We start from the raw sequence: 14,427 nt of genomic DNA on the forward strand, positions 1-14,427 counted from the left end.
TTTTATTCAGCATCAAGTGGTACAACTGCTTCATGGAATAGTTGATCTAATTGTGTTTGATGTTTCTGTTTTGCTGCTTCATCCCAGCCAAAACGCTCTGCCATATAGTCAACGACAGGCTGTGCATATTTTTTCGCCCAGTTGATATTAAATAATAGGCTTCCTGTTCTTCTTAAGAAGAAATCAACAGGGGTAACAGCTAATTCTTCTTCGATTGCATAGACAAGCTCTGCCAGTACATACGCTGGAATGTTTCGTTTGTTCGCTTCACCTTGAAGCTGCTCTACACGCTTGAAGAGACTGCTGACGTTTGAGCCATATTTTTCAGCGAGTTTTTGAGCAATCGGTTCTGTTAAACCAACAGATACTCCTTCTGCTGTTTTCGCTTGGACAAAGGATGCCATATTTTTAGACCCGCCTACATGACCGCCTGAAATTGGCATATGCTTTGTTTTACATGGCCCGAAGTCTTTGCCCGTTTCTTCTTTCAGTCTATCACGTACGAGATTCACAATGTGCTCAGCCATTTTGCGGTAGCCTGTTAATTTACCGCCAGCAATAGTGATTAAGCCTGAAGATGATGTCCATACTTCATCCTTACGAGAAATTTCTGAAGGGTCTTTGCCCTCTTCATGAATGAGTGGACGAAGACCAGCCCAGTTAGATTCAACATCTTTTTCTGTAATATTGAGATCAGGGAACATGTATTGAATCGCTTTGATGACATAATCACGATCTGCTTTTGTCATACGCGGATGCTCCAGCTGCTTTTTGTACACTGTATCTGTTGTTCCTACATACGTTTTGCCTTCTCTTGGAATCGCAAAGACCATACGTTTATCAGGTGTGTCAAAGTAGATCGCTTGTTTTAATGGGAAGACTGATTGGTCGAATACTAAGTGAATACCTTTTGTATGCTGTAAGTGCTTCCCTTCTTTTGAGTGATCCTTGTCTCTTAGCTGATCGACCCATGGACCTGTCGCATTGACGATTTTCTTCGCATATACATCGTAGGTTTTCTGCGTCATGACATCTTCAATGACAACACCGACAACTTTGCCTTTATCATAAATAAATTCTTTTACTTTCGCATAGTTGACCGCTTCTGCCCCGAATTTCACAGCTTCTTTCATGACTTCGATTGTCAGGCGTGCATCATCTGTACGGTATTCAACATAGTAGCCGCCGCCTTTTAAGCCGTCCTTTTTCACAAGCGGTTCTTTTGCAAGTGTTTCCTTCGCACTTAGCATGCTTCTACGCTCGCTATGCTTGACACCAGCTAAAAAGTCATACACTCTAAGCCCAATGGATGTTGAAAACTTACCGAATGTCCCGCCTTTATGCATCGGTAGAAGCATCCATTCTGGTGTTGTCACATGAGGACCGTTTTCGTATACAATGGCACGCTCTTTACCGACCTCTGCGACCATCTTCACTTCGAATTGTTTTAAATAACGAAGTCCACCGTGCACTAGTTTCGTTGAGCGGCTAGACGTACCTGCTGCGAAATCCTGCATTTCTGCAAGACCAACGCGCATCCCGCGTGAAGCCGCATCAAGTGCTGTACCAGCGCCTGTAATACCCCCGCCAATGATAAACACATCATATGGTTTTTTTGTCATTTCCTGCAGCATTTGTTCCCTTTCTAAGCTAGAAAAAGTCATCTCTTGTTCCTCCCATGTTGTACGGTAAAGAAAAAGAGACCGCAAACACCCAAAGCGTATTTCTACACTTCGGTGCCTGCGGTCTCTCCAGTTCTCCAACCGTTCTATTAACTTACTTGAAGTATACCATACTTTTGGTTTATTTGAAAGCTTGAGCTGCTTTTACAGCCTTTTTCCACCCGCTGTATAACGAGTCACGGCTGTCCTCTTCCATCTTAGGGTCAAAGCGCTTGTCAAGGTTCCATTGTTTTGCAATGTCTGAACGGTCGTTCCAGAAGCCAACTGCTATTCCCGCAAGATAGGCCGCACCGAGTGCCGTCGTTTCATTAATTTCTGGACGCTCTACAGGCACATCCAACAGATCACTTTGGAAGCCCATTAAGAAATCATTCTTCACAGCTCCGCCATCAACACGCAATGTTTTTAATGAAATGTTTGAATCCTTTTCCATCGCATCTAACACATCTTTCGTTTGATAAGCAAGTGATTCTAACGTTGCTCGGACAAAGTGCTCTTTAGAAGTACCGCGTGTTAACCCGAAAACAGCGCCTCTGACATCACTATCCCAGTATGGTGTGCCGAGACCAACGAATGCCGGAACGACATATACGCCCTCTGTTGACTCAACGCGCTCTGCATATGCTTCGCTGTCTTTCGAGTCTTTAAACATTCTCAGTCCGTCACGCAGCCACTGAATCGCTGAGCCAGCAACGAAAATACTTCCTTCTAAAGCATATTCAACTTTGCCGTCAATGCCCCATGCAATCGTCGTTAATAAACCATGATCCGACTTAATGGCTTTTTCCCCTGTATTCATCAACATGAAACATCCTGTACCATATGTGTTCTTCGCCATTCCTTCTTCAAAGCAAGCCTGACCGAATAAAGCAGCCTGCTGATCTCCCGCCGCTCCTGCAATCGGAATATTTCTGCCGAAGAAGTGATAGTCTGTTGTTTCACCATAAATGTGTGAAGATGGTTTAACCTCCGGAAGCATAGATGCAGGTACGCCAAGGATATCAAGTAATTCTTCATCCCATTTCAGATCGTAAATGTTGAACATTAACGTTCTTGACGCATTGGAATAATCTGTGACGTGTGATTTACCGCCTGTCATCTTCCAAATAAGCCAAGTATCGATTGTGCCAAACAGTAAGTCGCCATTTTCTGCTTTCTCACGGGCACCTTCTACATTGTCTAAAATCCATTTTACCTTTGTACCTGAGAAATAAGCATCGATGAGAAGACCTGTTTTATTTCTAAACGTTTCATTGTGTCCTTGCGCTTTTAAATCTTCACAAATGCCAGACGTTTGTCTTGACTGCCAAACAATTGCATTGTAAATAGGTGCGCCTGTATGTTTATCCCAAACAACAGCTGTCTCACGCTGGTTCGTAATTCCGATACCAGCGATTTGATCTGCTTCAATTCCTGATTCAATTAAAGCAGTTGAAATGACCGATAGAACAGAGCTCCAAATTTCATTTGCATTGTGTTCTACCCAGCCTGGGTTCGGAAAATATTGATTAAATTCCTTCTGAGCTGTATGTGCAATTTTGCCTTCTTGATCAAATAAGATCGCTCTTGAGCTTGTTGTCCCTTGATCTAATGCAAGAATATATTTTTCTTTTGTCATGATGTTTTCCTCCCCTTACATACTTTCATTTACAGCATTTGTTTGGTTTTTCGTAGAGACATAGAGTCCTAACAATACCACAACTAAAATAACGCTTACAATCCAAAAGGCTGGAGTGACGTTCGCTTTAAAAGCTGCATTGTAGAAAACACCGCCAAATGCGCCTCCTAAAATTGGACCAATAACTGGCACCCAAGCATACTTCCAATTCGATGGGCCTTTCCCTGGAATCGGCAGGATCGCATGTGCAATTCTCGGACCTAAATCACGTGCAGGGTTAATTGCATAACCAGTTGTTCCACCTAAAGAAAGACCAATTGCAACAATTAAGAAACCAACAATCAGCGGATTGACTCCGTCTGCAAATTTATTTGCACCAATCGCTAAGATTCCTAGAACCAATACAAATGTACCGATGACTTCACTAAGTACGTTTGCAAAAGTATGCGGAATCGCAGGACCAGTTGAGAATACACCTAGCTTTGCACCTGGATCATCTGTTGCTTTCCAGTGCGGTAAGTAATGTAAAAAGACAATAATAGCCCCTATTAATGCGCCAAGCATTTGACCAACAATATACATTGGAACATCAGCCCAAGGAAAACTTCCTTCTAGCGCAAGCCCAATTGTTAGTGCGGGATTTAAATGCGCTCCGCTGATTCCACCTGTTGCATAAGCTGCAATGGCCACTGCAAATCCCCATCCGAAAGCGATTACAATCCATCCGGATTGATATGCGAGCGATTTCTTTAAATTAACTGCCGCACACACACCGCCTCCAAAAATGATGAGCAGCATTGTACCTACGACTTCTCCCCAAAATGGTGTCATGAAAAATTCCTCCTCTGGTTCAGTTGCCATCCCCTATGAATGTGTAGAAAAGATAAAGAAAAAGATCCACAACAAACATACTTTACATCAGGGTCATTTGTCACCTAGTAAAGCGCTGTTGTGGATCTCCGTTTCTCCATCACATGATATTAACTTAGTGCAATAGTATCAGAGGATGAAAACGTTGTCAATAAATATTCACATTTTCTCTTCTTCACTTTTGGAACGCTTTCCAAAGGGTGGTATTCGAGGTCGTCACAGCTGTAGCCCCTGCTTCAAGCGCTCTTTCTACATCTTCTTTTGTACGGATAAATCCACCTGCAAATATTGGGATCCCAGCTCGCTCGCGCACTTCTGTAATTAAATCTGGTACGACTCCCGGCAACACTTCAATAAAATCTGGACGATGCTTCCCGACGAACTCCATGCTTTTTTCCATGGCACTCGTATCAAGTAAAAACATTCGCTGAATGGCATATACCTTTTTTTGCTTGGCTTTTACTATGACAGAAGACCTAGTAGAAATAATTCCTGCTGGCTTCATTTCCTGACAAATAAATTCCGTTCCATACTCATCATGTTTAATCCCGTGAATGAGATCGACATGGACAAACATTTTTTTGTGATGAGCATTTGCCTCATTCATGATGCCCTTTAGCCGGCCTAAGTGAACATCAAGTAAGACACCATATGTAAATGGACTTTTTAAAAATTCCTCAAATTGCTTCATATTGCGAACAGCAGGTAGAATAGGTTGATCATGAAAACTCATATGCCGTCTCCTTCAAAAGTGTATTGGATCAGTCTTCTCCTAACAGTAATAGAAACTCTTCTATTTTTCAATACACCTAGTGTGTCCAATACCGATTTCACCTCACATCATCAATGCTGGAAAGCATGCTTTTATTCCATAGAAAAAAGCAGAGAAGTCTCTCTGCTATAGCTGTGCCAGGCTTTCTTTTAAGGTATTGATGATAAATGAGGCGTCATCATCTGTGATATTAAGCGGCGGTGCAAGCTGGGCAACGTTATTATAGCCGGCAACTGTATCACCATTTTTCCCGATGATCAGCCCGCGTTTTTTACATTCTGCGATCAGTTGACCGACAACATGTGGCTCAGCTGGTTTTTTGGACTGCTGATCCTGAACAAGCTCAATGCCAAACAGCAAGCCTTTTCCTCTGACATCTCCGACAAATGGGTGCTCTTTTAACTCTTGCAAACGGTCAAGCATATCTCGCCCCAGCGCATCTGACCGTTCCACTAATTGCTCGTTTTCCATAATCTCTAGGTTGGCAAGTGCCACCGCACAGGAAGCAGGGTGACCGCCAAATGTATTCACATGGCGCAGCCGGTCATACGTATCTTCCCCTGCATAAGCTTCATAGATTTCTCGTTTCACGCACGTTGCAGAAAGCGGTAAATAGCCGCTTGTAATCCCTTTTGCCATGGTGATAATATCCGGCTTTACTTCCTCATGCATAAAACCAAACCGCTTCCCTGTCCGGCCAAAGCCGCAGATGACTTCATCTACGATAAGAAGCGCCCCATGAGCTTCACAGATGTCTTTGACCTTCTTCAAATACCCTTTTGGCGGCATTAAGATACCTCCGCCCGTAATGATCGGCTCCATAATGACCCCAGCAATGGTCTCGCTTAGTTCCCACGTCATAGCCTGATCAATCGCCGCAGCACTCGCCAAATTCTCTTGGTCTTCAGGATGACGATACACATCAGGAGGTGCAACGTGGATAAAGCCCTGACCTAATGGTTCATATTTATATTTACGCTGCGCTTGACCGGTTGCGGCAAGAGCAGCTGCTGTATTGCCGTGATACGACCGGTACCGGGAGATGAACTTTGTCCTTGTACTCTCTCCTTTTTGCGCATGATATTGTTTGACAATTTTAAATGCGGCTTCATTGGCTTCAGAACCGCTGTTAGAAAAGAAGATGACATAGTCCCCGCCAAGCCACTCATTTAGCTTTTCAGCCAGCTGAATCGCCGGCACGTGGCTTTGTGTAAGCGGATAGTAAGGCATTGTCTTTAATTGCTTATACGCCGCTTCTGCAAGCTCTTTGCGGCCATATCCGGCATTTACACACCAAAGGCCTGACATCCCGTCTAAATAGCGATTTCCATGAATATCTGTCACCCATGCGCCTTCTGCCTCGTGAATGACCATACTTTCATTTTCCTTGTTTGTCCCTTTCATATGATGCCAGATCAACTGATCATCTTTCGTCTGAAGATTTTGCGCCTGCTCATGTATTTTCATCTTCCCGCCCCCATGTATCCGTTTTCATCATTAAAGAAGCTTAGACCAGTTCAATAGCATATTGCCTCTCCATTCATTATATGGATGAAACGCGAAGCATATGAAACCGGAACTAGGCTGCCCGTAAGAAAGAACCAATCGTTCCTTTCATTATAAAAAAGGGGTCAGGCCGATTACATTAGACAGATCGTCAACTGATTGAACAGAACCATAAGACACTTTTCTTGATGCCTTGGCAAAATGGAACACACTCCGCTAACGTCGATTTCCTTGCAGGAATTCATAAGCAAGAATCGCAAATTCAAGTGCCTGGCGTTTCGGCGCCTGCATCATATCCTCACCAAGCAAGGCATGCAGTTTATCCAGTCTATGATAAAGGGTTTGCCTGACAATATAGAGCTGGCTTGCGGTTTCTTTTTTAGAACCGTTTGTCTGTAAAAAGATATTCAGCGTTTGATAGAGTCTCCCGCTATTTTGATTATCGTATACAATCACGGGCTCTAGATACTCTTTCACCATGCATTCAAGCAGACCGCTTTCCTTCATCATAGGCATGAGACGGAGCATATGTAGATCTTGATAAAATGGACTTTCCACCCGCTGAGGCATCACTTTTTTTAAATGCAGTACTTCTTTGGCTGCTTGAAAGCTTTTTCTCATGTGCTGAAACTGTTCACAATATTGCCCGATACCAAAATTGATCTCGGCCCCTCGGGGCTGCTCCCGGTCATACAATTGTTTGATGTCGTTTGCAGCCTTTTCTGCACGCTCTTTCCAGTCCTCTTTCTTTCTCGTGTTTAATAAAATAAACAAGGTTTGTCCTTGATGCTCATATGCAATCAGATAGAAACCCGCACGCTGAAAAATGGAGCGGCAAGATACGAGAAAGTAAAGATTCCCTGCAATTTCTTCGATTTGATGATGCTTTTGAAAGAGCAAAACTACGCAGCCAGTTGGCTTTTTCAACCCTTCTGTTTCTTCAAGGTGTTCTATGATCTCTCGTTCTGTATGCTCTTCTTGGAACCATTTTTGCAGCCATTCATTCTCTTTTGTTTTCTTCAGCTCTTCTGTATAAAGCTCTCTTAATGTTTGCTGGGCTAGAGCATTCGCTCCTTTATCCATCACGAGCAGTTCAAATTCAGAGAGCGTGTCCGCTTGATGAATGAGCACAAGATCTGCAAATGTTTGTTTGAGTGCAAGCACTTGTTTTTGCGTCACTTCGTATCCTTTTGGCACGGAAGCAAACTGCAAATAATTCATGACCAGTTCTTCGGTTGGTTTGGAAGAATCACATAAAATAATCGGCTCGCCCTGAACAGGGAGGAGTAAAAGAATCCCCCTTACGTGCTGATACACTTGATCCAAAATATCCATCTGCGGATGCGGGGTCAGTAAAAGCTCATTCAGCTTTGATGATAGTGCTTCTAAATCTGCCATCATTTGATACTGACGCTCGATCATCATCGTATGAAGATGCTGCGTGATGTTGACGAACTTCACTTCTTTTGTAAACAGAATAAGCGGAAAATCTCTTTCTTCTGCATAGGTCAGCAATTCTTCCGGCACATCGAATCTTAGCGGAACAAATTCAATACACAAGCCGGCTGCCCCTGAATCAATCAGCTGTCGTAAAAACGCTTGAAACACATCCAGTTGATCATGGAAGCCTGCGGCTGTCGTTAATATAAGCTCGCCTCCATTTAACAAATCCTCTACATCAGGCACTTCTAACACATGGATCCATTTGACCTGCCGAAACAATCCTTTTTCCCCTGCTAACACTTTTGCATGCGCAAAATGCTTCGTTTTCAACACGTCACTCACTTGGAAATGAACATCTACATTCATTCATATGTCCCCCTTTGTTTGCCGCCTATCCCCTATCCCAGAGGGTGCATGGATAAAATCCATAATAAAACTGGTAATGTCACGATACTTAAGATTGTACTGAGAAATGTCGTGCTTGAGACAAACTCAGGCTTCGTTCGAAATTGTACAGCCATCAGCGTGGTATTTGCTGCTGTCGGCATGGCTGCCACTAAGATCATAATTTGTTTCACCATATCATCTACCGGTAAAATAACCGTAAAGCCAAATGCGATGAGTGGGGAGATAAACAGCTTCAGCAATACAGCATAAGAAATATTTCGATAATCCACTTGCTTAAAAGAGATCACGGCAAGCTGCATACCTAAAATAAGCATAATCGTCGGTATGGCAGCATTCCCTACAAGCTGAATACCCGTCATCAGCTCTTTAGGTAATGAAAGGTCAATCAGCTGAAATAATAGACCGATGAGCGCCCCGTAAGCAACCGGCATACGAAGCACTTTTTTCAGCACGACCTTTCCATCTCCCGCATCCTCTCCGCCCTTTGCTGCATAATACATACCGATTGTACTCATGACAAGCTGCTGCAGCACCATCAACACGATCGCAATATCCAAACCTGCTGCTCCGAAGACAAGCAGCACAACGGGCGTGCCGTAGTTTCCATTGTTCATAAAGGCTGACGACAGAATCATGGCGCAATACGTTTCATTCGAATAACCATAAATACGAGATAATATAAAGACACATAAAATAAGTGCAAGACAAAGCCCGACAACAAAAATGGATAAATACACATAGTCCATCGACACTTTGTTTTGATAAAAGGTTTCAAACGCAAGAAATGGTGACATTAAATATAAAGACATTGATGAGAGCGTATGTATGTCAAAACCAATCGCCTTCTGCCCGATATACCCAATCAGAAATATGCCGAACACTGGCAGTAAGACAAGTAAAAACTCCATGCTGCACCTACTTTTCTCTAGTTGAATTCCAGATTCCTTCTGCTTCCTCATTATCATACCACTGATAAACAATAAAAAAGAAGCACCCTTATGAAAGGCCGCTTCTTTCCTCATCCATATAAAACACTTCCCACAAATGACCATCAAGATCCTGAAAGCTCCATCCATACATGAACTCATGATCCTGCTTCTCCTTAAACGGTGAACCGCCTGCTGCCATTGCCTGCTCGACAAGCTCATCGACCTCTTCTCGTGAATTGACACGAATAGAGATAATCATCTCTGATGCCTCTTTTGCATCCACTAATTGTTTCTCTGAGATGGATTGAAAATGCCTAAGAGATAACAGCATGACGGTGATCGTGTCATCAATGACCAAACAGGCCGCCTGATCATTCGTGAACTGCTGCTCAAAGTCAAAACCCAGCTGCTCAAAAAAAGCGATAGATTCCTTCACGTGCTTTACCGGCAAATTGATATACAGATGTTTAGATTGTCGCCCCATATTCCTCTCCTTTTTGAACACATGATCTCCTTTCAGTATATTCTGCTTTTGCTCCAGCATCCCTTTGTCAGTCGAAAAATCTTATCCCTTTTTTAGCAGTGGTTAGCGATCACTCATGGCGCCACATTGTCTCTTAAAAAAATGTCATCAAAAAGAAGCGCCTCAACAATAGGCGCTTCCTTTCTTTATTTTTTATATTCAATATGGTACACGTCTCTTCTTCGGTCTTTCAGCTGACGTACGGTCCCGTCTTGCCTTTGTCTTCTTAAAATTTCTAAATCGACATCACCTACGACGACCATCTCAATGTTTGGATTACACTCTCCTACAATCCCATCTCTTGCAAATTCAAAGTCTGATGGGGCAAATATAGCCGATTGTGCATATTGAACATCCATATTTTCGGTTTGCGGAAGGTTGCCAACTGTTCCCGATATGACGGTATAAATCTGGTTTTCGACCGCTCTTGCCTGTGCACAGTAACGTACTCTTAAATAGCCTTGGCGGTCTTCTGTACAGAACGGTGTGAAAATAATTTTCGCTCCTTTGTCAGCCGCGATCCGTGCAAGCTCAGGAAATTCAATATCGTAGCAAATTTGGATCGCAATTTTGCCGCAGTCTGTATCAAATACCCGGACCTGGTCACCAGCAGAAATCCCCCACCATTTTCTTTCATTCGGCGTGATGTGAAGCTTATATTGCTTTTCAATCGTTCCATCACGTCTAAATAAATAGGCGATATTGTAGATTTTCCCTTCCTCTTCTACAAAGTGGGAACCGCCGATGATATTAATGTTATATTTCACAGAAAGGTCTGTGAACAAATTAATGTAGTCCTCGGTATATTCCGTAATCCGCTGTACGGCAAGACTTGGTGAACGCTCTTCTAAATAAGACATGAGCTGCGTTGTGAAAATTTCTGGGAATACGGCAAAGTCAGCTGATGCATCTGATGCGACATCCACATAATACTCCACCTGATTCATAAATTCCTCAAAGGAATGAATTTGTTTCATTGCATATTGAATCACACAAATTCGAACGGGGAACGCCGATTTATAATATCTTTTCGATTGCGGGCGATAGTCGACATTGTTCCATTCCATTAACGTCGCATATGTGCTGGATGCTTTATCATCCGGCAGGTAATTCGGATTGATCCGCATGAGACTAAATTCATTTAACAGCTGAAAAGATAAAACGGGATCATAGATTTGGTGAAGCGTCACCTGCTCCACATACTGGCGAGGCGTCATTTCCTCTTGGTATTTATGATAATTCGGAATGCGTCCGCCAATGATGATGCTTTTTAAATTTAATCTTCTCGCTAAGTCTTTTCTTGCTTCATACAAACGATGCCCAATTTTCATGCGGCGGTATTCAGGACTCACCATGACTTCGATTCCGTACATATTCATCCCATCTGGATTATGGTTTGTGATGTACCCATCATCTGTAATGTCCTGCCACGTGTGACGATCATCGTATTCATCAAAGTTAATTAATAAACTTGAACAAGAGCCAATGATTTCTCCCTCGAATTCAGCACAAAACTGTCCTTCTGGAAAATGCTCAAGGTGGCTTTCAAGATGCTCTCGTTTCCAAGGGTCCATGCCTGGAAAGCATACCTCTTGCAAGGCAATGATTCGGTCAATATCCTCTTCACGGATATTACGGATCACCATTCTTTTTTCAAACCGCGTTAAGTCTAGTTTTTCTGCCATGATGTTTTTGCCCCCTTACTGATCCTCTTTTTCAAGCTGATGGAATAGCTGGAGCAATTCGATTTCAGCCATGGATTCTAATCTGACATCATATTCTTCAAATTGCAGCGTGCTCGTCACTTTGTTTGGGACGATGACGCATTTCATTCCTGCCCGTTTGGCAGCTACTGATCCATTCACAGAATCCTCAAATGCCACGCAATCTTTTGGCTCTACCCCTAAGCAGCGTGCGGTTTGCAAATAGAGCTCTGGATTTGGTTTGACTTCTTCCACATCATCTGACGTGCGGATACATTCAAAGTAGTCGAAAAGACCAATCTGCTTTAGGTGATCTGACACCCATTTATAGTCTGAGCTGGAAGCAAGTCCAATCTTGATCCCGAGCTCCTTTGCTGCTTCTAAATAAGCTTCTACGCCAGGTCTTGCTGATTCGTCCTTCATTCTTTTTTGAAAACGAGAACGCCGATCTGCTGTGAGTGTCTCATGATCCAGCGTCTTCCCTAGCTGCTTTTCCAAATATTCAAATGGCTTAAAGCCTGCCTGCGTGCCAATGACCTTGCCCCATACGGAAAGAGGCAGATCTGACTCATGCTCCGCAAACATTTCTTGTAAAACCTCATATTCATGTGTTTCTGTATCTAAAATTAATCCGTCAAAATCAAATATAATCGCCTTTACCAATGAGGCCACTCCTTTTTTTTACAAAAGTCTTAAACATATACTCCATGCTATCATATCGTGAATAAAATTGACTTTCAAAGATGAATGTCTGCTAAAATGATTATGTATAAAAGGAGCCTGCACCATTTTGTCAGGCTCCTACCCGTGTTGGGTTCATTCTGCAAGAGATCCAAGCGCTCCGATTCGTGGAGAAATAGGCAATGTTGAAAAAGAGCGGGTTTGGTATTACAGATCTTAAAGGTTTCTCCGTTCCCTTAAAAATAGTATGTGCGAGGGCCTTGTAAGTTAACAAGGAAGTTCACACCATCTTTTACGCATTTTGAAGGTGACGGCTGGCAAAATCGTCTAGATCAAAAGGAAAAGAAAAGCCGCAGGCATTGACCTGCTCACGGTTTCGCTCGAATAACTCACGATCACGTTTGGTGATATGACGTTTCGGTTTTACAATAATGGTATGTAATAGCTGAAGTCCTGATAAAATACGAAAAGCATCATCCATCGTCCCGTTATATACGCCATCAATAAAGGAAAGGGAGCGATCTTTTTGACGCATATCCCGCTGCTGTCCATTGACAGCATGAGAAAGAAGATCTTCAACATCCTTTGATATTTCTTCAATTGCCTGCTCTTGCAGGTCTGTAGCAGCTTTCATTAATCTCACGTGTCATCTACCTCTCTGTCGTTATTTCTCCATTCAGAATAGCACAGAAAAAAAGGCGTTCGCCAAGGTAAGTGTTTCCTATATATACCCATAGAGAGGAACGGATATCATGATCATAAAAGGGCACACGCTCTCACTCAAAGTAGACGAGCAGTATCATCACACATCACTCAGTCATTTTTTAAAGACAGCCGTATCTGCATCAAAACCAATTATTCATTTTTGGATGGAGCATCAAAAAGTCCGTTTAAATCAAAAGCCTGCCCATCACGCGGCTAAAGTCAGTAAAGGCGATCAGATCATCATTGATTTATTTGAAACAGAAGAAAGTGATGTGGCACCAGAATACGGTGAATTAGAGGTGCTCTTCGAGGACGAGCATTTATTAATTGTGCAAAAACCTGCCGGACGGCCAACTCATCCGAATGAACAAGGACAAACGGGCACACTGGCTAACCTTGTGGCCTTCCATTTTCAAGCAAATGGAGAAGAAAAGAGGGTGAGACATATCCACAGGCTGGATCAAGACACAAGCGGCACCGTCATTTTTGCAAAGCATAGATTAGCCCATGCGGCTCTTGATCAAATGCTTTCTAAAAAAACAATCAGCCGAACATACATCGCCATCGCAGAGGGGCTTTTCAAAAAAAAGAAAGGCACCATTGATGCAGCGATCGGCCGTGACAAACACCATGCAGTCAGACGAAGAATCTCCCCTACTGGACAAAAAGCTGTGACTCATTTTCAGGTCATGGACATGAATAAACGTCTGCAAATGACAGCCGTTAAACTGCAATTAGAGACGGGTAGAACGCATCAAATTCGTGTCCACCTTAGCAGTCTCGGGCATCCACTAGCTGGGGATACATTATATGACGGAGTTCGAGATTACATCAACAGGTGTGCTCTTCATGCCAAGCAAGTAGACATGAAACACCCTTTTACAGGTGAGCATCTGATCATAGAAGCACCTCTACCACCTGATATGGACCAGCTCATGAGTCAAATCATCCATTAACAAAAGAGCCTGCTTTCATACGCAGGCTCTTTTTCTTTAGACAGACGCTCTTTTTGCATAAATAATGTACCGCTCTGGTGCATTGCCGACAAAATGAAAAGGATAGCATGTGGTTAACACCAGCTCTTCCTTTTCATTCTGCAACGTAATAATGGATGTATCATGCTGATCGACAATTTTTGTATGTGTGATTTCATATATAAATTCACCATACGGCACAGTGATTTTCAGCTGATCTCCAATATCAAGTTCACCTGTCCGGCGAAACACCGTGTCACGGTGACCGGAAAGGACGATTTGTCCATTCTGATCAGGATAATAACTGCCTTTGTAGTGTCCTACTCCCTTTGCAAGGTCATCCGCATCCGTCCCTTCGACAATGGGAAGGTCTGCTTTTAATTTTGGAATCGTCAGGATGCCAGAAGCTTTCCCCACTTCTGGAGCAAACTGCTTCTTGGACATCCCTTGATCGTCCGCTACGGCCTTCTTCGCTTCGTCTAATGATTGGGCTGTTTGAAGATGAGTAGAGGCGATTTGCCAAATTCCCCAGCCGAGCAGAACAATCCCGGCTGTCATCACAGTCAATGCAAGCCACTTTTTCATGCTTAAACTCCTTTGCCTGTTACATTTC

General features: G+C 43.1%; 13 protein-coding genes. 1 reads left to right on the plus strand and 12 read right to left on the minus strand.

Annotation, left to right across the window (positions count from 1 at the left end):
* Positions 1-2: 2 nt before the first annotated feature.
* The 11 genes from glpD to C6Y01_RS05165 form a co-directional block, all read right to left on the minus strand.
* Entirely contained in the window at positions 3-1,664 is a 1,662-nt protein-coding gene (gene glpD, locus C6Y01_RS05115; protein WP_106037898.1) for a glycerol-3-phosphate dehydrogenase, read from the minus strand.
* A 139-nt stretch (positions 1,665-1,803) separates the two neighbouring features.
* Positions 1,804-3,300, minus strand: coding sequence for a glycerol kinase GlpK (gene glpK / locus C6Y01_RS05120; RefSeq protein WP_060595850.1), 1,497 nt, complete (start codon positions 3,298-3,300; stop codon positions 1,804-1,806).
* 15 nt (positions 3,301-3,315) lie between these two features.
* Positions 3,316-4,131, minus strand: a complete 816-nt coding sequence (locus C6Y01_RS05125) for an MIP/aquaporin family protein (protein WP_095284949.1) — start codon at positions 4,129-4,131, stop codon at positions 3,316-3,318.
* Positions 4,132-4,345: 214 nt separating this feature from the next.
* Positions 4,346-4,903, minus strand: a complete 558-nt coding sequence (locus tag C6Y01_RS05130) for a glycerol-3-phosphate responsive antiterminator (protein ID WP_034663739.1) — start codon at positions 4,901-4,903, stop codon at positions 4,346-4,348.
* A 165-nt stretch (positions 4,904-5,068) separates the two neighbouring features.
* Complete coding sequence (locus C6Y01_RS05135) at positions 5,069-6,409, minus strand: aspartate aminotransferase family protein (RefSeq protein ID WP_034663741.1); 1,341 nt, start codon at positions 6,407-6,409, stop codon at positions 5,069-5,071.
* 255 nt (positions 6,410-6,664) lie between these two features.
* A complete protein-coding gene (locus tag C6Y01_RS05140) occupies positions 6,665-8,257 on the minus strand; it encodes a PucR family transcriptional regulator (protein WP_034663744.1) in 1,593 nt (530 codons plus the stop codon).
* 32 nt (positions 8,258-8,289) lie between these two features.
* Positions 8,290-9,207 (minus strand): AEC family transporter, encoded by a 918-nt coding sequence (locus C6Y01_RS05145; protein WP_034663910.1) that lies wholly within the window; start codon positions 9,205-9,207, stop codon positions 8,290-8,292.
* A gap of 88 nt (positions 9,208-9,295) precedes the next feature.
* Positions 9,296-9,712, minus strand: coding sequence for a VOC family protein (locus C6Y01_RS05150; RefSeq protein ID WP_034663748.1), 417 nt, complete (start codon positions 9,710-9,712; stop codon positions 9,296-9,298).
* A 185-nt stretch (positions 9,713-9,897) separates the two neighbouring features.
* Positions 9,898-11,436: a bifunctional GNAT family N-acetyltransferase/carbon-nitrogen hydrolase family protein gene (locus C6Y01_RS05155; RefSeq protein ID WP_095284946.1), complete on the minus strand. Its 1,539-nt coding sequence runs from the start codon at positions 11,434-11,436 to the stop codon at positions 9,898-9,900.
* A gap of 15 nt (positions 11,437-11,451) precedes the next feature.
* Positions 11,452-12,117 (minus strand): HAD family hydrolase, encoded by a 666-nt coding sequence (locus C6Y01_RS05160; RefSeq protein ID WP_003211898.1) that lies wholly within the window; start codon positions 12,115-12,117, stop codon positions 11,452-11,454.
* Positions 12,118-12,427: 310 nt separating this feature from the next.
* On the minus strand, positions 12,428-12,778 hold the full coding sequence (locus tag C6Y01_RS05165) for a DUF5365 family protein (RefSeq protein WP_106037899.1): 351 nt from the start codon (positions 12,776-12,778) through the stop codon (positions 12,428-12,430).
* 109 nt (positions 12,779-12,887) lie between these two features.
* Here C6Y01_RS05165 and C6Y01_RS05170 point away from each other — a divergent pair, with 109 nt between their 5' ends.
* Positions 12,888-13,796, plus strand: coding sequence for an RluA family pseudouridine synthase (locus C6Y01_RS05170; protein WP_106037900.1), 909 nt, complete (start codon positions 12,888-12,890; stop codon positions 13,794-13,796).
* A gap of 36 nt (positions 13,797-13,832) precedes the next feature.
* Here C6Y01_RS05170 and C6Y01_RS05175 read toward each other — a convergent pair whose 3' ends face one another.
* Positions 13,833-14,399, minus strand: a complete 567-nt coding sequence (locus tag C6Y01_RS05175) for a class D sortase (protein ID WP_034663759.1) — start codon at positions 14,397-14,399, stop codon at positions 13,833-13,835.
* Positions 14,400-14,427: the final 28 nt, after the last annotated feature.

This window comes from Bacillus sp. NMCC46, assembly GCF_002998465.1.
Classification (GTDB): domain Bacteria; phylum Bacillota; class Bacilli; order Bacillales; family Bacillaceae; genus Bacillus.

Excerpts from the sequence above, each read along its gene's own strand:
- C6Y01_RS05140 (WP_034663744.1), bottom strand. The coding sequence starts at position 8,257 with ATGAATGTAGATGTTCATTTCCAAGTGAGTGACGTGTTGAAAACGAAG.
- C6Y01_RS05125 (WP_095284949.1), bottom strand. The coding sequence starts at position 4,131 with ATGACACCATTTTGGGGAGAAGTCGTAGGTACAATGCTGCTCATCATT.
- glpD (WP_106037898.1), bottom strand. The coding sequence starts at position 1,664 with ATGACTTTTTCTAGCTTAGAAAGGGAACAAATGCTGCAGGAAATGACA.
- C6Y01_RS05130 (WP_034663739.1), bottom strand. The coding sequence starts at position 4,903 with ATGAGTTTTCATGATCAACCTATTCTACCTGCTGTTCGCAATATGAAG.
- C6Y01_RS05175 (WP_034663759.1), bottom strand. The coding sequence starts at position 14,399 with ATGAAAAAGTGGCTTGCATTGACTGTGATGACAGCCGGGATTGTTCTG.
- C6Y01_RS05150 (WP_034663748.1), bottom strand. The coding sequence starts at position 9,712 with ATGGGGCGACAATCTAAACATCTGTATATCAATTTGCCGGTAAAGCAC.
- C6Y01_RS05135 (WP_034663741.1), bottom strand. The coding sequence starts at position 6,409 with ATGAAAATACATGAGCAGGCGCAAAATCTTCAGACGAAAGATGATCAG.
- C6Y01_RS05170 (WP_106037900.1), top strand. The coding sequence starts at position 12,888 with ATGATCATAAAAGGGCACACGCTCTCACTCAAAGTAGACGAGCAGTAT.
- C6Y01_RS05145 (WP_034663910.1), bottom strand. The coding sequence starts at position 9,207 with ATGGAGTTTTTACTTGTCTTACTGCCAGTGTTCGGCATATTTCTGATT.
- glpK (WP_060595850.1), bottom strand. The coding sequence starts at position 3,300 with ATGACAAAAGAAAAATATATTCTTGCATTAGATCAAGGGACAACAAGC.
- C6Y01_RS05155 (WP_095284946.1), bottom strand. The coding sequence starts at position 11,436 with ATGGCAGAAAAACTAGACTTAACGCGGTTTGAAAAAAGAATGGTGATC.